At 63.1% G+C, this 21,571-nt stretch carries 17 protein-coding genes; 16 read left to right on the forward strand and 1 reads right to left on the reverse strand.

Annotated features, from left to right (window positions below):
- Positions 1 to 27 precede the first annotated feature (27 nt).
- The 13 genes from B0G80_RS41160 (at position 28) to B0G80_RS41220 (ending at position 18,682) form a co-directional block, all read left to right on the forward strand.
- Complete coding sequence (locus tag B0G80_RS41160) at positions 28 to 2,664, forward strand: circularly permuted type 2 ATP-grasp protein (RefSeq protein WP_116123261.1); 2,637 nt, start codon at positions 28 to 30, stop codon at positions 2,662 to 2,664.
- Positions 2,661 to 3,551: a transglutaminase family protein gene (locus B0G80_RS41165; RefSeq protein WP_106277035.1), complete on the forward strand. Its 891-nt coding sequence runs from the start codon at positions 2,661 to 2,663 to the stop codon at positions 3,549 to 3,551. The genes B0G80_RS41160 and B0G80_RS41165 overlap by 4 nt, the downstream gene beginning before the upstream one ends.
- Before the next feature lie 328 nt (positions 3,552 to 3,879).
- Positions 3,880 to 6,018, forward strand: a complete 2,139-nt coding sequence (locus B0G80_RS41170) for a fimbria/pilus outer membrane usher protein (RefSeq protein ID WP_116123262.1) — start codon at positions 3,880 to 3,882, stop codon at positions 6,016 to 6,018.
- A gap of 456 nt (positions 6,019 to 6,474) precedes the next feature.
- Complete coding sequence (locus B0G80_RS41175; RefSeq protein ID WP_116123263.1) at positions 6,475 to 7,428, forward strand: hypothetical protein; 954 nt, start codon at positions 6,475 to 6,477, stop codon at positions 7,426 to 7,428.
- A gap of 61 nt (positions 7,429 to 7,489) precedes the next feature.
- The gene (locus B0G80_RS41180) at positions 7,490 to 8,695 is read left to right on the forward strand and encodes an HlyD family secretion protein (RefSeq protein ID WP_116123264.1); all 1,206 of its coding nucleotides are present in this window, start codon (positions 7,490 to 7,492) and stop codon (positions 8,693 to 8,695) included.
- An 11-nt stretch (positions 8,696 to 8,706) separates the two neighbouring features.
- A complete protein-coding gene (locus B0G80_RS41185; RefSeq protein WP_116123265.1) occupies positions 8,707 to 10,815 on the forward strand; it encodes a peptidase domain-containing ABC transporter in 2,109 nt (702 codons plus the stop codon).
- Positions 10,808 to 12,112 (forward strand): TolC family outer membrane protein, encoded by a 1,305-nt coding sequence (locus B0G80_RS41190; protein ID WP_116123266.1) that lies wholly within the window; start codon positions 10,808 to 10,810, stop codon positions 12,110 to 12,112. The genes B0G80_RS41185 and B0G80_RS41190 overlap by 8 nt, the downstream gene beginning before the upstream one ends.
- Before the next feature lie 176 nt (positions 12,113 to 12,288).
- The gene (locus tag B0G80_RS41195) at positions 12,289 to 12,711 is read left to right on the forward strand and encodes a MarR family winged helix-turn-helix transcriptional regulator (protein ID WP_106277045.1); all 423 of its coding nucleotides are present in this window, start codon (positions 12,289 to 12,291) and stop codon (positions 12,709 to 12,711) included.
- A gap of 81 nt (positions 12,712 to 12,792) precedes the next feature.
- On the forward strand, positions 12,793 to 13,215 hold the full coding sequence (locus B0G80_RS41200) for a MarR family winged helix-turn-helix transcriptional regulator (protein WP_106277047.1): 423 nt from the start codon (positions 12,793 to 12,795) through the stop codon (positions 13,213 to 13,215).
- An 85-nt stretch (positions 13,216 to 13,300) separates the two neighbouring features.
- Complete coding sequence (locus B0G80_RS41205) at positions 13,301 to 14,401, forward strand: HlyD family secretion protein (protein WP_181920174.1); 1,101 nt, start codon at positions 13,301 to 13,303, stop codon at positions 14,399 to 14,401.
- Between the two features lie 7 nt (positions 14,402 to 14,408).
- Positions 14,409 to 15,980, forward strand: coding sequence for a DHA2 family efflux MFS transporter permease subunit (locus tag B0G80_RS41210; RefSeq protein WP_116123268.1), 1,572 nt, complete (start codon positions 14,409 to 14,411; stop codon positions 15,978 to 15,980).
- Positions 15,981 to 15,990: 10 nt separating this feature from the next.
- Entirely contained in the window at positions 15,991 to 17,424 is a 1,434-nt protein-coding gene (locus B0G80_RS41215) for an efflux transporter outer membrane subunit (RefSeq protein ID WP_116123269.1), read from the forward strand.
- A 70-nt stretch (positions 17,425 to 17,494) separates the two neighbouring features.
- Positions 17,495 to 18,682: a thiolase family protein gene (locus tag B0G80_RS41220; protein ID WP_116123270.1), complete on the forward strand. Its 1,188-nt coding sequence runs from the start codon at positions 17,495 to 17,497 to the stop codon at positions 18,680 to 18,682.
- On the opposite strand, the gene B0G80_RS46525 is transcribed toward B0G80_RS41220, so the two are convergent.
- Positions 18,649 to 18,879: a hypothetical protein gene (locus tag B0G80_RS46525; RefSeq protein WP_147309983.1), complete on the reverse strand. Its 231-nt coding sequence runs from the start codon at positions 18,877 to 18,879 to the stop codon at positions 18,649 to 18,651. The two genes, B0G80_RS41220 and B0G80_RS46525, sit on opposite strands and share 34 nt — an antisense overlap.
- Here B0G80_RS46525 and B0G80_RS41225 point away from each other — a divergent pair.
- The 3 genes from B0G80_RS41225 to B0G80_RS41235 are packed head-to-tail and all read left to right on the forward strand — an operon-like array spanning position 18,878 to position 21,522.
- Positions 18,878 to 20,155, forward strand: coding sequence for a NupC/NupG family nucleoside CNT transporter (locus tag B0G80_RS41225; RefSeq protein WP_116123271.1), 1,278 nt, complete (start codon positions 18,878 to 18,880; stop codon positions 20,153 to 20,155). The two genes, B0G80_RS46525 and B0G80_RS41225, sit on opposite strands and share 2 nt — an antisense overlap.
- Before the next feature lie 15 nt (positions 20,156 to 20,170).
- Complete coding sequence (locus B0G80_RS41230; protein ID WP_116123272.1) at positions 20,171 to 20,560, forward strand: cytidine deaminase; 390 nt, start codon at positions 20,171 to 20,173, stop codon at positions 20,558 to 20,560.
- Positions 20,557 to 21,522 (forward strand): nucleoside hydrolase, encoded by a 966-nt coding sequence (locus B0G80_RS41235; protein WP_116123273.1) that lies wholly within the window; start codon positions 20,557 to 20,559, stop codon positions 21,520 to 21,522. The genes B0G80_RS41230 and B0G80_RS41235 overlap by 4 nt, the downstream gene beginning before the upstream one ends.
- Positions 21,523 to 21,571 lie beyond the last annotated feature (49 nt).

Below are 21,571 nucleotides of genomic sequence, written 5' to 3' on the forward strand. Positions count from 1 at the left end.
CCAGCACACTCTTAAAACGACACGACCTTGGCCTTTCAATCGACTTTTCCCTTCGAGACGTCCGCGGCGCGCGCGGACGCTTCGTCCCTGTTGCGCCTGCTGCCGGCCTACGAGGGACATTGGGACGAGTTACGCGACGCCTCGGGCGCGCTGCGCGAACCGTGGCGGCAATTCTTCCAGCGGCTCGGCGAAGACGGCATCGCGCGGCTCGACGATCATCTCGCCTCGGTCGCGCAGCAGATCCGCGACAACGACATCAGCTACAACGTCTACGCGGACAACGGCGAGCCGCGGCCGTGGGCGCTCGACCTGCTGCCGTTCCTGATCAGCGAGGACGAGTGGGCGCATATCGAGCGCGGCGTGACGCAGCGCGCGCATCTGCTCAACGCCATCGTCGCCGATATTTATGGGCCGCAAACCTTGCTGGAGCGCGGGCAATTGCCGCCCGCTCTGGTTTTCGGCCACCCCGGCTATCTGCGCTCGGTGAAGGGCTACGCGCCGCCGGGCGGCCAGTATCTGCAAGTGGTCGCGGTCGACCTGGCGCGCACGCCCAACGGCGACTGGACCGTGATGGCGCATCGCACCGAGGCGCCGTCGGGTCTCGGCTACGCGCTGGAAAACCGCCTGATCGTGTCGACGCTGTTCGCCGATCCGTTCCGCGCCCTGCGCGTGAGCCGGCTCGCGCCGACCTATTCGCAGTTGATCGCGACACTCGTGCAGGCGGCGCAGGCCACGATGCGTCACGAGAGCGACAGCGCCGACCACTCGCCGCATATTGCGCTGCTCACGCCGGGGCCGTTCAGCGAAACCTATTTCGAGCATGTGTTTCTGGCGCGCTACCTCGGCGTGACGCTGGTCGAAGGCAAAGATCTGACCGTGCGCGACGACAAGCTTTATCTGAAGACGCTCGCCGGTCTCGAACGCGTGCACGTGGTGCTGCGGCGTCTGGACGACGCGTTCTGCGATCCGGTCGAGCTGCGCGCCGATTCGAGCATCGGCGTGCCCGGCTTGTTGCAGGTCATGCGCGCGGGCAACGTGATCGTCTCGAACGTGCCGGGTTCGGGCTTTGTCGAATCGCCGGCGTTGCACGGTTTTCTGCCCGGCATCGCCGAAGTGCTGCTCGACGAAGACCTCATGTTGCCGAGCGTGGCGACGTGGTGGTGCGGCGAGGAGGCAGCGCGCGAGCACGCATTCCGGCGGCTCGACGAGGCGTTCATCGTGCCGACCTGGCCCGTTACCGGCCGCGATGCGCCGCCTGGTGTGGAGCAGGGACGCCAGCGCTTGTCGACGTGGCGCGAACGCATCGAAGCCATGCCCGACACGTACACGATCCAGCAGGCGCAGCGCTTTTCCTGCACGCCGCGTTATGAGGATGGCACCGTGGGTCGCCGTCCGTCGGTGCTGCGCGTCTATGCGATTGCGGACGTCAACGGCGGCTGGCATGTGATGCCGGGCGGCTTTACCCGCATGGCGGCCGAACGCCAGACCACGGTGTCTATGCAGTACGGCGGCAGCAGCGTCGATACCTGGGTGCTGTCGAGTCAGCCGACTTCGACGTTCACGTTGCTGCCTTCACCGATGCAGCCCGCCGACCTCGCGCGCAAGCATCGCACCGTGTCGAGCCGCGCGGCGGAAAACCTGTTCTGGGCCGGACGTTACGGCGAGCGCGCCGAGAACAACGTGCGGCTGTTGCGCCTGATCCTCGGTTCGCTGGAAGGCAACGACGCCGACGCGATGTTTCCGACTCTGGTCGAACTCGCCTTGCATTGCGGGCTCGTGCAATCCGGCGACATGTTCGCGCCGCATTCGCCACAAGCTTTCGAGCGCGCGCTGGTCGCTAACCTGATCGAGAGCACCGGCGCCGCGAGCATCGGCCAGAACCTGACTTCGCAGGCGCGATCCAATGGCGAAGTGCGCGGGCGTCTGTCGAACGATCACTGGCGCACGATTCTCGCGGCGCGCAACGACTTCCGCGACGCGCTGCAGATGTTGATGCCGGCGCCGGGCAATGGTGGTGGTTCAGCTTCCTCACAAGCTAACGGTAACGGCCGCGGCGAACGCTACGAGCGTTACGACCGCGTCACGCTGATGAACGCGCTCGAACACCTGTCGGTGCAGTTGTCGGCAATCAGCGGTGCACAAGGCGACCGCATGACGCGCGACGAAGCGTGGCGTTTGCTGTTCGTGGGCCGCCATATTGAACGCGTGTCGGCGATGACCGCGTTCCTGCGCGTGGTCGCCGACAAAGGCCAGCTCTCTACGCCAGCCGGTTTCGATCTGCTGCTGCAGTTGTTCGACAGCACGTTGACGTACCGCTCGCTCTATCCCGGCCGCTTCGAAGTGCCGGCCCTGCTTGACCTGCTCGTCATCGAGCCGACCAATCCGCGCGGCATCTACGGCGTCTATGAGCGGCTGCGTAAAAAGCTCGACGAGATCGCCGTGGCGGCGGGCAGCACGCGGCATCGTCCGTTCGCCAAATTGATGGCGCCCACCGATGTGTTGCCGACGCTGGAATCGCTGTGCGAGGTGGACGAACACGGCGCGTACGTCAATCTGATTGCGGTATGCGATCAGATCGCCGGATTCGTCGGCGCGGCCGGCCATGAGATCAGCGCGCGCTATTTCAGTCACGCCAGCACGGTCGCCTCGCAGGTGTGGTCATGAAGCACACGCCGACCGTGCTGTCCGTCTCGCATCGCACCACTTATCGCTATTCCACGTATGTGGAGACCGCGCAGCATCTCGCGACGATCCGGCCGATTGCCTGTTCGTGGCAACGTGTGGTCTCGCACAGCGAAAAGATCGAACCCGAACCGTCGTATCTGAATAGCCGGATCGACGCATTCGGCAACGACGTGCTGTATTTCGCGCTGGATGCGCCGCATGAGCGCTTGCAACTCGTCAGCGAAACCACGGTGGCGCTCATGCCGCGCTGGACCGATCTCGATCCCGAGGCGACGCCCGAATGGGACGACGTGGCCGATGCGCTGCGCTTTCGCGTCGGCGGCCAGTTCCGGCCCGAAGCGGAATTCTGTTTCGCGTCGCCGAATATCGTGCCGCGGCCGTCGCTGCGCGACTATGCATTGCCGAGTTTTCCAGCCGGCATGCCCATCGCCGCGGGCGCGATCGATCTGATGCACCGCATTCACGAAGACTTCGCCTACAAGCCTTCCGCGACGATGTTCGATACGCCCGCCGAACGCGCCTTCGAACTGAAGAGCGGCGTGTGCCAGGACTTCGCACAGGTGATGATCGGCTGCTTGCGCTCGCTGGGTTTGCCGGCGCGCTACGTGAGCGGCTATCTGCGCAACGATCCGCCGCCGGGACAGCCGCGGTTGATCGGGGCGGATGCGTCGCACGCGTGGGTGTCGGTGTATTGCCCCGGCAGCGGCTGGATCGATCTCGATCCGACCAACGACGTGCTCGCCGATATGGATCACGTGACGCTTGCCATCGGCCGCGATTACAGTGACGTGTCATTGCTGCGCGGGATGATTCTCGGCGGCGGTGCGCATCGCGTGGAAGTGGGGGTGACGGTGCTTGCGCTGTAGGGGCCGCGCCGCGCTTTTCCGCTCTATCTCACATCGATATCCCGGCCTGGACAAGCTTCAGGCCGCGACCCATCTGTCGGGGCTGCCGCGCTTACGGCTACGCTCCTTTCCCGCATTCGCAAATGCCCGTCTGCACCCGGCGATGCATCAACGCCGCCCAATGCTTATACCGCACGTAAAACCCGTGGCCCTTTTGGGAAAGTTCCCGTCTTCTCTCAGTGAAATCGTCTAGCGGGCGCGAGCGCCAGCGCCGATACTTTCCTTCGAAACGCGGTCACACAGAGCCACGTGCGCACCGCTAGACGCATAACGAACACTGACGGTTGAAATGGCGGGGAAAACACAGTCCGAACTCGCGCGGGGACTGAATAAGCATGCATTCAGGCATACCCATGCGCTAATGTTCGGCGCGCTCGGCGCTTGCGTGTCGGCGTCCGGGCACGCACAGGCGCTCGACGGTGCGAGCAGCGTGTTCAGCGGCCAGCGCACTAGCGATGGCGTCGATGCTTCGGCAATCGTGCCCGACGTGCCGGCGCCGACGAGCGAACCTGTCGTGAATCCGTACGCGGACAGCCCGTCGGCAGCGCTTGGCTACGCGTTCAATACGTTTCATACGTCCGGTCAGGGAGTAGCAGATACACAGAGTTATCTTGGCTTCACTGCGGGCGTCGATATTGGCAATTGGCGAGTGCGCGAACAGGGTGTGTTGCAGTCCGATACGGGCCGGGGCACGTCATACGAGAATGTCGCGGCTTACCTGCAACATGACATCCCCTCGTTGAAGAGCCAGATCGCGCTCGGGGACCAGTTCACGGACGGCGCGGTGTTCGACAGCATCGGCGTGCGTGGCGTAAAGATGGAGAGTATCGATAGCGCGGCGTCTGAGTCACTGCCCGGTTACGCACCTGTGGTGCGCGGTGTGGCGATGTCGAATGCGCTGGTCACGGTTACGCAGAACGGCAACCGTTTATACGAAGCGACAGTTGCGCCAGGGCCGTTTGAGATTGATGACGTTGTACCAACCGGGTACGGCGGCAACCTGAACGTTACCGTAACGGAGGCTGACGGCAGTCGGCACAGTTTCACTGTGCCCTATGCATCTGTCGTACCGCTCGTGCGTCCGGCCTCGACGCGCTTCAGCATCGTCGGTGGCGTGACGCGTGACACGCAGGTCAGGCATCAGAGCGCTTTGCTGCAAGGTGCGGTGCAACGCGGTATCAACGGCGTGATAACGGGGTATGGCGGGGCGATCGTCGCGGACGGCTATCTGTCCGGCCTGATTGGCGCGGCGCTCCGTACGCCGATCGGTGCGCTGTCGGCCGATGTTTCGGAGGCTCAGGCCGATCTATCGCAGGCACGAAGGTCGCGCGGCACAAGTTTGCGTATCGGCTACAGCAAGTTTATCGAGCAGACGGATACGAACGTGTCCGTCGCAGCGTACGGCTACTCGTCCGGTGGCTTCCTCACGCTGCGCGACGCAATGCTGCAGCGCGACGCCGTGCAGGCGGGTTCCGGCGCAGACAGCAACGGACGCCGGCGCAACCAGTTGCAGATCACCCTGAACCAACGCGTCGGCGCCGGTGACGGTTCGCTTTATGTAGCCGGCTCGACAGCGAATTATTGGAACCATTCGGGCTCCGATACGCAGTTTCAGATCGGCTACACCGGCGCGTTACGGGTGGTCGAAACGAATCTGAATTACACGGTATCGGTCTCCCGTCAGCGCAACGGGTTGGCAGGGCCAATGAGCAACCAGGTATTCGCAAGTGTCTCGCTGCCGCTCGGCAAGACGGAGCGCGCTTCGTCGCTGTCAGCGGGCCTGATGCATGACAGTCGCGCTGGCTGGTCCGAACAGGCCATGCTCGCGGGATCCGCCGGCACCGCGGATGAACTGCGCTACGGCATATACGGAACGCACTCGGAACGCTCGACTACAGGTGGCGGCAATGCGCAGTACCAGAGTGCTTACGCGACTGTCGGCGGGAGTGCGAGCGGCGGTTCTGGCTACTCGCAGGCGTCGGCGAATATGCGGGGCTCGGTGTTTGTTCATCGCGGCGGCATTGCGCTGGGCAATCGACCTGAAATGGCAGCGGACATTGGGCTGCTGAAGAAAGGCTTGAATGTCGGCGCGTCGGACTCTGTTGACCCGAACGCGAGCAGTCCCGGTTATGTGCCGGTGCCGCATCTGGAGCCGGGCGGTGCGGATCCGATCGACATCGGCGTCCACCGCGATCTGGTCACGGGTGGCACCGAGCCGACGAGCCGGAAGACCGCGTCGCGATGGGACGCGTGGGTCACCAGGCAGGAGCCGGCTGGCGACAACGTCGCTGGGAATGTCGCCACTGCGGACCAGACGGAAGGCGCCGAGCGTCTGATGCTGTTCATGAACGCCGTGCCGATGAAGGTGTATGCACGTAATTCGGTTGTTTTGTGGTCGGACGTCGAGCGCGCGAACGGGCATCACTGATAGGGCTTGGGACGCTCGCGCGATGTCCTGACTCCGGCTGTCAGTAAGACCGCGTGGCCCGGGTAGCTAAAGATTAAAGAATTGGCCGAGCTTCAATAGAAGCAAAGCCATGTTTTGCAGTTCGCAGTCTGTAGTTATAGCTGTACTAACTTTATTTCACTAAAGGCAAGAAAATGCAAAAAATCGATCGTAACGCGCTGGCTCAATCGAAAATCGCTGGTGGCTGCTGCAAGTCATCCTGCGCACCGAAGTGTGCTCCGGCGCCGAAGGCTGCTCCGGCACCGGTAGCAAAGACCCAGTCGCGCGTCTAAGCAGCGTGCAGTAAGGGTGCAAAGGCGGGCTGATTGTCGGCCCGTCTTCTCGCGAAACCCGTCGTTCATGACCGGGTTTCGCGTTCAGATGACGAATGATGGCGTTCCTGCGGGATGGCTATGTCACCGTGACGAAGGAGCCAGCATGGAGTGGTTGAAGGCGTTTCGCGCGCTGCCCGTTGCCTTCAGGCGCGGCGCGAGGCGAAGCCGCGCCTGGGCGCAAGGCGCCTGTCTCGCGCGTATTCCTCTCCGTGCGATCGAGCCGCTTGCCATTTCCGCATGGTATGTGGGGAGTCGTTTCAACGCTCGGCTCCGCTGGAGCGGTATTGAGCGGCGGGATGTCGGGCGCGACGTGTTGAAGCTCGAACGTGTAGACGATCATCGCGTGCTGTCGGGCAGGGTGCTCGAGAAATTGATCGATCAACGGCTTCATTTTGGCCGCCAGCGCAACCGCGCCGAAAACTGGCCGGATCTGCAACGCGCGGCTGGCGTTCTCGCGCAGATCATCAGGAACGTGAAAACAGCGACGCCGGAGCGGGCGATCATCGTTTCGCCGTTTCACTACCTTTCGCAATACGCAAACATTTATCTGATCGACGAATTGCGCCAACAACTCGGTCTCGCATCCATCGGTGTCGTATCCGGCGTGCCGCAAGATATCTACGGAAGCGATGAGGCGATGATTCCGCACATCGAGATCCTTCACACCTATAGCGAAACGAATCGCGGCGGATTGGGTTTGCGCGCGGCGCGCTCGCTTAGACGCAACGGTGTTGTCGTGCTGTTTTCCGACGCACCGCCCTTCACGTTGAGCGGCTATCCCATGGAGACGGTCGGCGTGTCCATTTTTGGCCGTTCGGCGCGTATTCATAACGGCGTATTCCGCATGGGCGCGCCGCTCGACGCGCTGTTGCTGCCGTTCTATCTGCGTTTCGAGCGCGGACGTTTCCGGGCCGTCGTGCTGGAGCCGATCGAGCTCGCGCAAAGGGACGCGCCTCAACGTCTTGCCGACTGTATCGAGAAGGCGCTGAGAGACAACTATGCGCGCTCGCTGGCCGCCGGACATCCTTCAATGTACGCGTTCGCGCCCGCCAGATAGCCCGCGCAACCGGTGTTGAACAGATACATCTCGGCTCCAGAAGAGAGGCGGCAGGACAGTAATGGAACCAACCAGTATTCCGCAGTTCAAGGACATCTCGTGGCGATGGATCGCCTATGTCGCGTCCGCAATCGTGATGCTCGCAATCGGCTTCGGCTTCCTGCATGAAGTCGAACTCAAGCAGGATGTGCAGTGCGAAATCGTGTCGCCGTCCGAAGTGAAGATACGGGGTTTGAGCGGACTCGTGACGTCGGTGTATGTGCACCCGTCGGAACGTGTGGCGTCGGGTGCGCCCTTGTTCGCACTGCAGCGCGATCTATCGCTGTCCAGCGACGGCCGCCAGCGTACTGTGTTCGACTCGCAAATGCGCGACGAGCAGATTCGCGTCGCTGACGAGCAGTACACGCAACGCAAGGCGCAACTCATTGCGCAGCGGGATGCTTCGTCGCTGACCGGCGCGAGCCGGAGAGCGGAACTCAGCGCGCTGGATGAACAGATTGCCCAGAACCGCGAGCTTGCGGACGAATCGCAGCAGAAGCTCGTGCGCCTCAAGTCGGTGTCGGACTACGTGACAGCCGATCGTATCGAGCAGGCCAGCGCCGACGAGCATCAGGTCAAGGTCTCCATTGCTCAGGGCAGGGCGCGCCGCGAACAGTTGCGCGGCGAGATATCCACGTTAAGCGGCACGCTGATCGACCTCGACGCGCAACTGAAAGAGAACGACGCCAGGCACGAGCAAAGCATTCAGGAAATCCAGATGCGCTTCGAGCAGTCGCGCCTCGACGCAACCATCTCGGCACCGCGGGCGGGCGTCGTCATGTTTTCTAAACTCGTGCCGGGCCACACGCTGGAGGCTTCCGACGTCGCGCTTGTCATAGCGACCGACGAGAAGGGCGCGTTGCGGGCGGCCTTACGTATTCCGTCGCGGCGTCGTGGGTTCGTCGAAAAAGGTCAAACGGTGCGGCTTAAATTCGATGCGTTTCCGTACGCGAAATTCGGCAGCTACGAAGCCCGCATCGACGCTATTTCCGACACGACCATGCAGGCGTCCGCGGTGCCACCAGGCGTTCCGGCGTCGCTGGCCGCTCAAGGCGGTGGCGACGGCGACTATCTGGCGTGGGCGACGCTGCGAGGCAAGACGTTCGACTACGGCAGGCAACATTTCGACATCTTGCCGGGGATGCGGGCAACGGCGAGCATCGTCGTCGAGCGCAGGACGATCGCCGAATGGGTGCTGGCGCCGCTTTTCCGCATGATCAGAGGCTGACAGGAGGCCCAGTGCGAACGATCTATCAGAACGAAGTCGCGGAATGCGGCTATGCCTGCCTCGCAATGGTGCTTTCATATCTCGGCCGCGCGACCGAAGTGCGCGAATTGTCCGCGTTCAGGCCAATATCGGCAAACGGTCTGACGTTGATGGATCTCTACGACATGGCGACCGACTTCGGCCTGGCCGTACAGGCCTACCGGTTCGACATGGCGGATCTTCATTCGGTCAAGCGCGGCTCGATTCTTCACTTCGGCGGCGCGCATTTCGTGGTGTTCGAGAAGTGCGGGCATGGCTACGTTCAGGTTGTCGATCCGGCCAGCGGGCGGCGGCGGGTCTCGATGGATACGTTTATGGCGAGCGTGTCCGGTTATCTGCTGGAATGTTCGGCAACGCCTTCCATGCCGCGCGTTCGCGCGAAATCGCCGGTGCCCGGCGCGCTTGCACGCGTGCGAGCACTGAATCCCGTACTGCGCAGACAACTGGCGAAAGTCATGTTCGTCGCGCTGGGAAGCCAGTTCGCGATTCTCGCCATGCCGTATCTCGGCAACCTCGTGCTCGACTACGTGGTCTCCGCGGACAACCTGAATTTGCTGAGCGTGTTGGTGCTGACATTTGCCGGCATTTTCGCGGTCGGGGCACTGAGCCAGTATGTGGAGTCGCGCCTTGTCGAATTGCTGCATCAGCTTACGCAGATCAACATGACCGAGGGATTGCTCGGCCATCTCCTGCGCAACCCGATGTCGTGGTTCGAAAAGCGTCACGTCGGCGACGTTTTTGCGCGCGTCAAGGCGCAGGACGAGATCAGCGTTTATGCGACCCGAACCGTGACGTCGATGTGCATCGACATTGCGGTGGGGTCGCTGGCGCTCGGTCTCATGCTGGTGCAGAGCCGCATGCTGACGGCGGTCGCCGCGGCCATGTTCGTCCTCTATCTTGCCGTCGCGCTCGGCATGTTCGCGCGCATGCGGGACAACCATGCACTCGTGCTGGAAACGTCGGCGCGCTGCGACGACGCGTTGATCGAAACGATCCGGGCTGCGGGCCTGATCAAGCTCGCTCAGGGCGAGACGCGCCGCACGGCGCTCTACATGATCAAGTACAAGGAATATGTGGGCGCGCTGCTGGCGAGTAACCGGTTGAACAGCGCGCGCGACGCGATCCTCAAACTGGTTCAGTACGCGGACACGATTGCGATCACCTGGTTCGCCGCGCGGCTGATGCTGGCCGGCAGCGTTTCCGTGGGCGTGTTCTATTCGTTTCTGATCTACAAGTCGTTGATGTCTGAACGCTTTGCCCATGCCGTCAATGGCGCGTTCGCGTATTTCATGCTGAGCGTGCCGACCGCGCGCGTGGCGGACATCGTCGAGTGCGAGGAAGAGCGGTATACGCCGCTTGCCGAACGCAACCGTGTAACGGAGATACGCATGTTCGAACGTATCGAGGTGCGCAACCTCACGTTTCGCTACGGCGTGTCCGACCAGCCGGTTCTGCGAGACGTGAGCATCGATATCCGTAATGGCGACAAGATTGCCATTACGGGGCCGTCTGGTGCGGGGAAATCGACGTTATTCAAACTGCTGTCGGCTGCCGAGCCGCTTCAGGAAGGCCAGATCATGCTCAACGGCATCGCATGGCCCAATCTGTCTATCGACGAAATCCGCCGGCATGCCGCCCATATGCGGCAGGGTGACCTGATTCTGCATGGCTCGATTGCCGAAAACATCACGTTATTTGCAGCCAGTGTCGACGAAGAGCGCGTCCATGCGCTGCTCGAAGACGTGGGATTGATGCAGGACGTCATGCGTCTGCCGATGCGCACCCGAACCGTGATTAGCGACACCATTGCGAACATCTCCGCTGGCCAGCGGCAACGCCTGCTGCTGGCGCGTGCGCTCTATCAGGGCCGAAGTCTGCTGCTGCTCGACGAGCCGACGTCCAATCTGGATCCGGCTTCGGTGCAACACGTGGCCGGCTTGCTGCGCCGGCTGAAGTGCACGGTCGTTGTGATCACCCACGACCGGTCCCTGGCAGCCGCATTCGACGTTCGGTATCGCCTGATAGACGGCGCACTGGTGCCCGAGCACTTACATCCTCTGCCGGAGCCAGCCCATGTTTAAGTTCCGTGTCGCGCGCGTGGCGGTGCACCTGTTTTGCGCCATGGCGAGTCCCGCATTTGCGGCCGACCTTGTCACCGTCACGCAGCAGACCCTCGGCCGCGACACCGGTCTCGCGCAGGCGCGTGCTGGCTACGCGGCCGCGCAGCAGGCCGTTCCGCAGGCGCGGGCAGGCTTACTGCCGCAGATTTCCGCAGGCTGGGGGCGCACCTACAATCGGCTCGCGACGGATGGTTTCCCGACCACGACCTACTGGCAGTCGGGCTGGACCGTCAATATCGCGCAGCCATTGTTCGACTGGACGAAATGGAGCAACTACAAGCAGGCGGATTTTGTCGAAGCGCGTGGCGCTGTCGAACTGAATGCTGCGCAACAGGCGGCAATTCTGCGGGCCGTGCGTGTCTATTTCGAAGCGCTTGTCGCCGAAGATGAGTTGAGACGCGTCAGCGAATACGCGGCCGCGGTCGATCAGCACCTGCAGTTGATCAATCGAGGCAAAGCGGCGGGTGAAGCAACGCTGATCGATTTGCGCGACGCCCAGACCGCGCGCGAGAAGGTCGCGATCGAGCGGATGGACGCTGAAAACACGTTGCTTGCGAAGCGCCGCGCGTTCGAGCAAGCCACCGGCGTGCCGTTCGAGACGCTCGCGCGATTGCCTGAGTCCTTGCCCATGCCGCGTCTGCAACCGGAGGATATCGAAGCGTGGGCCGCGCAGGCAAAGGATCACGCCTTCAACGTTCAACTGAAACAACTGGACTGGGAGATCGCCCGGACTGAAGTGAGCAAGGCGCAGTCGGAGCACTTGCCCTCGGTGTACCTCACCGGAAGCTATACGCCGGCTGGCGCGGCCTCCGGTTACGCGCGACCCACCACTACGACAACGGGCATGCTGGCCGTCTCGATACCGATTTTTTCCGGGGGTGAGACACAGGCAAAGGTAAAGGCGTCATCGGCTCTGGAAGACAAGGCACAAGAGGGCTTCACAGGCGCGGCGCGAGACGCCGAAGCCGCCGCCCGCGATGATTACAGCCGCTATCAGTACGGGCGCACGCGAATCGACTTGCTTGCCCATCTGGTGGCGTCTTCGCAAGAGGTGTTGGCGGCAAGTCGAGTTGGTTTTCGGGTGGGCAGCCGGACCGCCAGCGACGTGCTCAGAGCGATCGACTCGCTCTATTCTTCGCAACGCGATTTGCTGGCGGCTCGTTATGACGCCATTGTCGCGCTGATGCAACTCAAGGGCGACACAGCCGCCCTGAGCATTGCCGACGTGGTCCAGATTAACAATGTGCTGGTACATTGAAGCAACCGCGATTTGGCCCCGTTGATATGGGATAAATGCTAAAAATACACTCGGAGTGCACCACCCACCCATCTATCGGGAAGCAGCCTTGATGAGGCCGTTGATCAGATTCAGCAACACTGTGTTCAACCCAGCCAAACTTGACGCTGTGCGTATGCACATATAGACTCCACCTCATGAACCGCCCCATCTCCTACGACGAATGCAACTGCTTCGCGCTGCGCCAGGCGGCCCGGCACGTCACGCAAATCTACGAGCGCCACCTCGGCGAAGTAGGCTTGACGGCCGCGCAGTTCACGATTCTCGCCAGGCTCGCGCGCAGGCCGAATCTACCCATGGTGGATCTGGCGGACGCGATGGTGATGGAACGCACCACGCTGGTCCGCGCGATGAAACCCCTGCAGCGCGACGGTCTGGTGGTGGCGGAAGCGGCGGAGCACGACGGCCGCACCTTCCTGTTCAGCCTGACGGAGAAGGGCGAAGCCACGTTCGACCAGGCCGCCATTGCATGGCGCGCCGCGCAGGACGAGTTCGAAAAGAAGTTCGGCCATGCGCGCGCCAAAACGCTGCGCGCCGAACTTTTCAGCATCACTGGCTAGTTGAGGCGCACCCGTTCGTTCCGGCGAGCGTCGGTCCGCCTGTTTGTGTGCATACGCACTCACTAACGAGGAAGCGCAACGATGGAAGGACTTTTCGACGACGACTGCTTTGCCATCCGCCAGGCCGCGCGTTATGTCTCGCAGATATACGACCGGCATCTGGCGAATGTCGGGCTGACCATCACGCAGTTTTCCCTGCTGGGACGGCTCAAACGCACCGGCCCCATGACGATGAAGCAACTGGCTGAAGCCATGCGCATGGAACGTACCTCCCTAGTCCGCACGATCCAGCCGCTGCGCCGCAACGGTTTGGTGTCGAGCGAGGCGCTCGGCGCCGACGCGCGGGCGCTGACGATTGCGCTCACGGCGGCAGGGGAAGAGCGTCTCAAGGCAGGCCGCGAGCATTGGCATGCCGCGCAAGCTGAATTCGAGCATCGTTTTGGCGAACGGCGCGCGGCGGCATTGCGAGGCGAACTGTTCGCTATCACACGAGATCCAGTCTGAAAGTCGCGGCTGCAGCGACGCACGGCCGGCGCGGTCCTCGCGCTTTTTTTTCAACGTAACGAGTGCATACGCACATATCGACATCATGTCCACTACTCCATCGACTATCGCTCCGCCAAGCGCGGCGCAGACCGCCAAACCGGCACGTCGCATTCCGTGGATGTTGCTCGCGATCATCACGGTTCTTGCCGTGCTGGCGCTTGCGGCGTCGTACTGGTTCTTCGTCGGCCGCTTCGTCGAAACGACCGACGATGCCTACGTGGGCGGCGATGTCACGGTGATGGCGCCGAAGGTGAACGGCTTCGTCAAGGACGTGCTCGTGCACGACAACCAGTTCGTCCACGCGAACGAGGTGCTGATCCGGCTGGATGCGCGCGATTACGACGCGCGGCTCGCGCAGGCCACGGCGGAAGTGCAGAGCGCGCAGGCCTCGGTGACCGAACTGCAGGCGAAGAAGTCCTTGCAGCTCGCCACCATCAACGAGCAGGCCGCCGAGGTTCGCGCGTCCGGTGCCGAACTGACGCGCAGCGCCGCGGACCAGACGCGCTACCGCGAACTCGTGAAGGACGACGCGGTGTCGAATCAGGTCGTCGAACGCGCGAATGCCGATTTGACCAGGGCGCGCGCGGCTGTGGATCGCAGCGGTGCCGCGCTGATCGCGGCGCAACGGCAGATCGCCGTGCTCGACGCGCAGATCGGCGACGCCGAGGCGCGCATCGCGACGGCGCAGGCCGCCCAGCGCGTCGCGGCCTTGAACGTGGAGTACACGACGATTCGCTCGCCGATCGACGGCTATGTCGGCAATCGTACGGCGCGTGTCGGCCTGCTGGCGAACACCGGCGTGTCGCTGCTGACCGTGGTGCCGTCGAGCGGGTTGTGGATCGACGCCAACTTCAAGGAAGACCAGTTGAAGAAGATGCGCGTCGGCGACAGCGTCGATGTCGATCTCGACGCCTCGAGCACGCCGATTCACGGCGTGGTTGAAAGTCTGGCGCCGGCCACCGGCGCGACATTCAGCGTGCTGCCCGCGGAGAATGCCACCGGCAACTTCACGAAGATCGTGCAGCGCGTGCCGGTGCGTGTGCGGCTGGATGTACCGAAGTCCATGCAAGGCGTGCTGCGTCCGGGCCTGTCGGCCACGGTGAAAGTGCATGTCGATAGCGGCAACACGCCGGCGCGCGGATGAGCCGATCATGACCCAAGTTCTCGCCAACCCCGCCGACCTGCCGACGCGAATCAAAGTCCTGGCGTTCACGCTGATGTGCGTCGGTTTTTTCATGGCGACGCTCGATATCCAGATCGTGGCGTCGTCGCTCAAGGACATCGGCGGCGGCTTGTCCGCGAGCCAGGACGAACTCTCGTGGGTGCAGACCTCATATCTGATCGCTGAAATTCTGGTGATCCCGATGTCCGGCTGGCTCACCCGCGTGTTCTCCACGCGCTGGGTGTTCGCGTTTTCCGCGCTCGGCTTTACGGTCACCAGCATGCTGTGCGGTCTCGCATGGGACATCAACTCGATGATCCTGTTCCGCGGTTTGCAAGGCGCGCTCGGCGCCGCGATGATCCCGACGGTGTTCACCACTGCGTTCGTGCTGTTCCCCGGCAAGCAGCGCCTGATCGCCTCCACCACCATCAGCGCGCTCGCCACGCTCGCGCCGACCATTGGTCCGGTGATCGGCGGCTGGATCACGTCGCAATGGTCGTGGCACTGGCTGTTCTATCTGAACCTCGTGCCGGGCCTCGCCGTCACGCTGTTGGTGCCGAAGTACGTGCACTTCGACAACGTCGACCTGTCGCTGCTGAAGAAGGGCGATTACCTCGGCATCCTGTTGATGTCCGGTTTTCTCGGTTGCCTCGAATACGTGCTGGAGGAAGGGCCGCGCAAGAACTGGTTCGGCGATCACGTGATCCTGACGTGCGCATGGATCACCGCGATCTGCGGGTTCCTGTTCCTCGTGCATGCGTTCACCGCAAAAGAACCGATCGTGGATTTGCGCGCGTTGGCGATCCGCAACTTCGGCATTGGCAGCCTGCTGTCGTTCATCACCGGGATCGGGATTTTCTGCGCGGTGTTTTTGACGCCGGTGTTCCTGTCCCGTGTGCGTGGTTTCGATTCGTTGCAGATTGGTGTGGCGCTGCTGTCGGTCGGCTGTTTTCAACTGGTGGCGATGGTGGTGTATTCGATAGTCGCGCGCTTTATCGATATGCGGATCCTGCTGGTGTTCGGCCTGGTGCTGTTCGGCGTCGGCTGTTATCTGTATGTGCCGCTGACGAATCAATGGGGCTGGCAGGAATTGCTGATTCCGCAAGCGTTGCGCGGCATCGGCCAGCAGTTCTGCATTCCACCCATCGTGACGATGGCGCTGGGTTCGTTGCCGATGTCGAGGCTTCGTTCCGCCAGCGGCCTGTTCAATCTGATGCGCAACCTTGGCGGCGCGATCGGCATTGCCGTGAGCAGCACGATGCTCAACGACCGGCTGAACCTGCATTACGAGCGGCTCGATGAACATCTGAACGTGGGCCGTCCGGTGGTCGAATCGATCTTGCAGCAGCAAAGCGCGCATTTCGCGGCAGTGGGCGGCAACGTGCTGAACGCGGCCAACGCCGGACTCGGTGAACTGCACGCACTGCTGATGCGCGAAGCACTCGTATTGACGTTCTCCGACACGTTTTACGCCCTGTCGCTGTGTTTCGTCGTGGGCCTGCTGAGCGTGCTTTTCTCGCGCCCGTTCGGCAACACCGCACCGCCGCCCGACGCTCATTGAGGAATCCAACATGAAACCGATCCTTTTCAAAGTACTGGCGAGCGCCGCCTTGCTGACGCTCGCGGCGTGCGCGGTGCAACCGGAAACGCATGCGGATTTGCCGCAAACCGTGAAGACCGTCGCGCCTGCCGCGTGGAATGTCGACGCACCGCAAGACAGCGTCAGCGCCAATGCGTGGTGGGAGCAATTCGGCGACCCGGTCATGCATCAACTGGTCGAATCCGTGTTGACCGGCAATCTCGATGTGCAGGCGGCAGTGGAGCGCGTCAGGCAGGCGCAGGATCTGGTGAAGCAGAATCGCGCCGCCCTGCTGCCGGAATTGAATGCGAGCGCGACCGCGTCCGACTCGCGTCAGAACACGCCGCCGCCGCTCGGCTATGTGCGCCAGGCCGGTGTCGGCTTGACGGCGAGCTGGACGCCCGACGTGTTCGGCGGCGAACGTCTTGCCGTGCTGGCGGCGCAGGCGCAAGTGTCGGGACGCCAGTCCGCATTGAACGAGGTGCGCCTCGCGCTCGCGGCGAATACCGCGGCAGCGTATATCGATCTGCGCTGGGCGCAATCGCAGTTGCAGATTCTGAGCGACAACGAGCAGATCCGCGCACGCGCGCTGAAGCTCACGCAGCAGCGTCTGCACTATGGGCTGTCGACGCAACTCGACGTTGCGCGCGCGCAGAACCAGCTCCAGGATTTGCAGGCGCAGATTCCGCGCGTGCAATCGGCGGTGCAGCATCAATTGAGTCTGATCGCGGTGTATTCGGGGCGCACGCCGGAGAGCGTCGACAGCTTGCTGCTCGCCAACGCACGCGATATCCCGGTGCCCGCGCAAAGCGTGCCGCAGATGCTGCCCTCGGAAGCACTCCTGCAGCGTCCCGACGTGCGCACCGCCTACGCGACGGTCGAGCAGCGCGCGGCGGAAGTGGGCGTATCGAAGGCGCAGCGCTATCCGCAGTTCCGCCTCAATCTCGCCGACGGCCTGCTGGCCTCGTCTTATCTCGGCTTGCCGACGCTGACCGACAACCTTTTCAGCGCCGCGTTGAACGCGACGAGCCCGATCTTCAACGCGGGCCGCATCACCGCGAATATCGACGCGAGCGAGAGCCGCATGCGCGAATCGCAACTCGGTCTGCAGCAGACCATGCTGCAAGCGCTCAAGGAAATCGAGGACAACCGCAGCGATCTGGTGAGCGGCGCGGTGCAGGTGCAACGTCTCGGCGGCGCGCTCGATGCGTCGAATCAGGCGCTGCGTTTGTCGAGCGAACTGTACAAGGGCGGCGCGGCGGATTTTCTCGATGTGCTCACCGCGCAGGAGGCGTATCTGCGTGACGCGGAGTCCTTGAACCAGGCCAGGCGCGAGCATGCGCTCTCGGCGGTCGCGTTGTACCGGTCGCTCGGTGGCGGCTGGGATGTGCCTGACGCGGTCACGGCGGTGTCGTCGAACAACTGAACACTTGAACAAGCGATCGACTGATGCACGGGCGTGGCCAATGAGGTGTTGAACCAACTGGAGAGAAATGATGGCGAATCAGCGAGAAGTAGTGATCTGCAATCCGGTGAGAACGCCGATCGGCGCATTCGGCGGGGCGCTGAAGGACGTGCCCGCAACGGAGCTGGGCGCGCTCGCCGTGCGCGAGACGCTGCGCCGCAGCGGGCTCGACGCGGCTGAGTTGGCATCGGTCGTGATGGGCAATGTGATTCAGGCCGGCAACAAGATGAATCCCGCGCGCCAGGCGTCGATCGGCGGCGGTGTGCCGGTGGCCGTGCCGGCGTTGACGGTCAATCGCGTATGCGGCTCGGGCGCGCAGGCGATCGCGTCGGCGGCCCAGGAAATCCTGCTGGGTCTCGGCGATGCGGCCGTCGCGGGCGGCATGGAAAACATGGACCGCGCGCCGTATCTGCTGGACGGCGGCCGCTGGGGCTACCGCATGGGCAATGCGCAAATCCACGACAGCCTGTTGCGCGACGGCCTGAACGACGCGTTTTCCGGCGAGCATTCCGGCTGGCACACGGAAGACCTCGTCGCGCAGTTCGATATCACGCGCGAAACGCAGGACCGTTGGGCCGCGCGCTCGCAGCGGCGATTCAGCGAAGCCCAAGCGCGCGGCGATTTCGACGCCGAACTGGTTGCCGTGGAAATAGCCGGGCGCAAAGGCCCACAACATTTCACGCGCGATGAACAACCGCGTCCCGACACCACGGTGGACACGCTCGCGAAACTGCGGCCGGCATTTCGCCCCGACGGCACGATCACCGCGGGCAACGCGCCCGGATTGAACAGCGGCGCAGCCGCGATGCTGGTGGCCGAGCGCGGTTTCGCGGAAGCACGCGGCATCGCGCCGCTCGCGCGTCTCGTGTCTTATGGCGTCGCCGCTGTCGAACCCGGCATGTTCGGCCTCGGTCCCGTTCCGGCGGTGCAGATGGCGTTGGCACGAGCCGGTTGGCAACTGCACGATGTCGAGCGCTTCGAGATCAACGAAGCGTTTGCCGCCGTGCCGATCGCGGTCGCGCGCAAGCTCGGCATCGCGGACGAGTTGATCAACGTGCAAGGCGGCGCGATTGCGCATGGTCATCCGATCGGCGCGACGGGCGCCGTGCTGACCACGCGCCTGCTTCATTCGATGCAGCGCGATGGCATCAAACGCGGCATCGTGACGCTGTGTATTGGCGGCGGTCAAGGCATCGCGTTGGCATTGGAAATGCTGTGAGTTTGAACCGATAGCAGCAGGGTGCGTCGACGCGCGATAGACATGTCGATGCACCTCGCTGCGATTCCTGAGATGCGCGGCGCATCAACCTTGGGGTATTCCGCGGCACTAGAGTGACGGCCCATATTTAAAGTTTTTATTCCGGCACCGGTTTCGTTTAGCATCACTGCCACTTTCACGAGAACATCACGAGACATGGCACTGATCGTTAGAAATATCCTGGGCATTGCAGTACTGCTACTCATCGCGTTCATCTTTTCCACCAACCGTGGCGCCATCCGCTTACGAACTGTAATCAGCGCGCTGCTGGCGCAGGTGGGAATCGGCGCGTTCATTCTGTTCGTGCCGCTCGGCAAGTCGATCCTTTCGGGCGCGGCATCCGCCGTCAATCATGTGCTCGGCTACGGTAACGCGGGCATCGAGTTCCTGTTCGGCGGCCTCGTGCAGGCCAAAATGTTTCAGGTCTTCGGCGACGGCGGTTTCGTGTTCGCCGTGCGTGTGCTGCCGGCCATCATCTTCGTCACTGCGTTGATCTCCGTCCTGTATTACCTCGGCGTGATGCGCTGGATCGTTATCGTGCTCGGCACGGTATTTCAGAAACTGCTCGGCGTGTCGAAGATCGAATCGTTTTCCGCGGTCACCACGATTTTCCTCGGCCAGAGTGAAATGCCCGCCGTGGTCAAACCGTTCACGCCCGACATGACCGGCGCAGAACTGTTCGCGGTGATGTCGAGCGGCATGGCGGCCGTTGCCGGTTCGGTGCTGGCGGGCTATGCGGGACTCGGCGTGCGCATCGAGTATCTGCTGGCGGCGTCGTTCATGGCGGTGCCGGGCGGCTTGCTGTTCGCCAAGATCATTCATCCGTCCACCGAGCCGAGCCGCGTTCGTCTCGACAACCTCAACTTCGACGAGAAGCGTCCCGCCAATATCATCGAAGCCGCGAGTTCCGGCGCGACCGTCGGCCTGAAAATCGCGGTGATGGTCGGCGCGATGCTGATCGCGTTCGTCGGTCTGATCGCGTTGGTCAACGGAATCGTGGGCGGCGTGGGCGGCTGGTTCGGCCATCCGCAACTGTCGATGCAATCGGTGCTCGGCGTGGTCTTCGCGCCGCTCGCGTATCTGATCGGCGTGCCGTGGAACGAGGCCACGATCGCCGGCAATTTCCTCGGGCAGAAAGTCATTCTCAACGAGTTCGTCGCGTACGCGTCGCTATCGCCGTATCTGAAGGACGCTGCGAGCGTGACCGCGGCCGGTCTGACGGCGCTCGATCCGCGTACCATTGCTATCCTGTCGTTTGCGTTGTGCGGCTTCGCGAACTTTTCGTCGATCGCGGTGCTGACGGGCGGCTTTAGTGCCGTCGCGCCGGGACGCCGTGCCGAAGTCGCGCGCTACGGCTTGCGTGTCGTGCTTGCCGCGACGCTCTCGAACCTGATGAGCGCCACCATTGCGGGCATGTTCATTACGCTGAATTGAATCGAGGATTGCTGGATGAATATGGAAGAACTGTTGGAACGCGCGGGCCTCGCGCGAGAAAAGGCCTATGCGCCTTATTCGAAGTTCAAGGTCGGCGCGGCGCTGCTGACCAGGGACGGCCAGGTGTTCGACGGCTGCAACGTCGAGAACGCGTCATATGGTTTGTGCAATTGCGCGGAACGTACCGCGTTTTTCAGCGCTATCGCTGCCGGCTATCAGCGTGACCAGTTCGCGGCGCTCGCCGTGATCGGCGATACGGACGGCCCGATCGCGCCGTGCGGCGCGTGCCGCCAGGTCATCATTGAACTGGGCGGCCCTGAACTGCCGATTCGCCTCGGCAACCTGCATGGCGTCACGCGCGACACCACCGCGCGCGAACAATTGCCGGACGCGTTCTATCTATGAGCAAGCACAAGGTCATCTACGACACCGACCCAGGCGTGGACGATGCCATGGCGCTCGTGTTTCAGGCGCTGCATCCGGATATCGAACTGCTCGGCCTGACGAGCGTATTCGGCAACGCGACGATCGAAACGACCACCCGCAACGCGCGCTTTCTCGCCGGACGGTTCGCCGCCGGCGTGCCGGTCGCGCGGGGCGCGGCGGCGCCGCTCAAGCGAAGCGCGCCCGAGCCGCTCGCATGGATTCACGGCGACAACGGGCTCGGCAATATCGCACTGGATACAACGGACGAGGCTCCGCTCGACGCGCGTCCCGCGCACCGCTTCATCATCGACACGGTGCGCGCGCATCCCGGCGATGTCACGCTGCTCGCGGTGGGCCCGCTCACGAACCTTGCGCTCGCGCTGGCCGACGATCCGCAGATCGCCTCCCTCGTCAAACAGGTGGTGATCATGGGCGGCGCGTTCGGCACGGACGGCGTGCTCGGCAACGTCACGCCCGCGGCGGAAGCCAATATCCTGGCCGACCCTGATGCCGCCGACATCGTGCTCGGCGCGGCGTGGCCAGTCGCGATCGTCGGGCTGGACGTCACGCAGCCCACCATCATGAGCCACGAGTATCTGGCGTCGCTACGCGAACGCGGCGGCGCGGCCGGTCAGTTCGTATGGGAAGTGTCGCGGCACTACGAGGCGTTTCACGAGCAAAGCGCGCAACTGGCGGGTATCTACGTGCACGATTCGTCGGCGGTGGCCTATATGCTGGCGCCGCATCTCTATACGACGCGCAGCGGCCCCGTGCGTGTGCTGACGGACGGCATCGCGGTGGGTCAGACCATCCAGAAGCCGGCGACTATGCCCGTGCCCGCGCCGGCTTGGGATAGCCGGCCCGATTGCAAGGCGTGTATCGGGGTGGACGTGCCGGGTATGCTGGCGCTTTACGAGCGCACTATTTGCGGCACGCTGTGAACGTGAAAGAGGCGCTTGCCTGACGCGCCGGCGCATTGCCCGATTGATC

Source organism: Paraburkholderia sp. BL6669N2 (genome assembly GCF_003387275.1).
Lineage (GTDB): Bacteria > Pseudomonadota > Gammaproteobacteria > Burkholderiales > Burkholderiaceae > Paraburkholderia.

What these genes read in the sequence shown, in the direction of transcription:
- B0G80_RS41165 (WP_106277035.1), top strand. Translation starts at nt 2,661, where the DNA reads ATGAAGCACACGCCGACCGTGCTGTCCGTCTCGCATCGCACCACTTAT.
- B0G80_RS41170 (WP_116123262.1), top strand. Translation starts at nt 3,880, where the DNA reads ATGGCGGGGAAAACACAGTCCGAACTCGCGCGGGGACTGAATAAGCAT.
- B0G80_RS41175 (WP_116123263.1), top strand. Translation starts at nt 6,475, where the DNA reads ATGGAGTGGTTGAAGGCGTTTCGCGCGCTGCCCGTTGCCTTCAGGCGC.
- B0G80_RS41180 (WP_116123264.1), top strand. Translation starts at nt 7,490, where the DNA reads ATGGAACCAACCAGTATTCCGCAGTTCAAGGACATCTCGTGGCGATGG.
- B0G80_RS41190 (WP_116123266.1), top strand. Translation starts at nt 10,808, where the DNA reads ATGTTTAAGTTCCGTGTCGCGCGCGTGGCGGTGCACCTGTTTTGCGCC.
- B0G80_RS41195 (WP_106277045.1), top strand. Translation starts at nt 12,289, where the DNA reads ATGAACCGCCCCATCTCCTACGACGAATGCAACTGCTTCGCGCTGCGC.
- B0G80_RS41200 (WP_106277047.1), top strand. Translation starts at nt 12,793, where the DNA reads ATGGAAGGACTTTTCGACGACGACTGCTTTGCCATCCGCCAGGCCGCG.
- B0G80_RS41205 (WP_181920174.1), top strand. Translation starts at nt 13,301, where the DNA reads ATGTCCACTACTCCATCGACTATCGCTCCGCCAAGCGCGGCGCAGACC.
- B0G80_RS41210 (WP_116123268.1), top strand. Translation starts at nt 14,409, where the DNA reads ATGACCCAAGTTCTCGCCAACCCCGCCGACCTGCCGACGCGAATCAAA.
- B0G80_RS41215 (WP_116123269.1), top strand. Translation starts at nt 15,991, where the DNA reads ATGAAACCGATCCTTTTCAAAGTACTGGCGAGCGCCGCCTTGCTGACG.
- B0G80_RS41220 (WP_116123270.1), top strand. Translation starts at nt 17,495, where the DNA reads ATGGCGAATCAGCGAGAAGTAGTGATCTGCAATCCGGTGAGAACGCCG.
- B0G80_RS41225 (WP_116123271.1), top strand. Translation starts at nt 18,878, where the DNA reads ATGGCACTGATCGTTAGAAATATCCTGGGCATTGCAGTACTGCTACTC.
- B0G80_RS46525 (WP_147309983.1), bottom strand. Translation starts at nt 18,879, where the DNA reads ATGTCTCGTGATGTTCTCGTGAAAGTGGCAGTGATGCTAAACGAAACC.
- B0G80_RS41230 (WP_116123272.1), top strand. Translation starts at nt 20,171, where the DNA reads ATGAATATGGAAGAACTGTTGGAACGCGCGGGCCTCGCGCGAGAAAAG.
- B0G80_RS41235 (WP_116123273.1), top strand. Translation starts at nt 20,557, where the DNA reads ATGAGCAAGCACAAGGTCATCTACGACACCGACCCAGGCGTGGACGAT.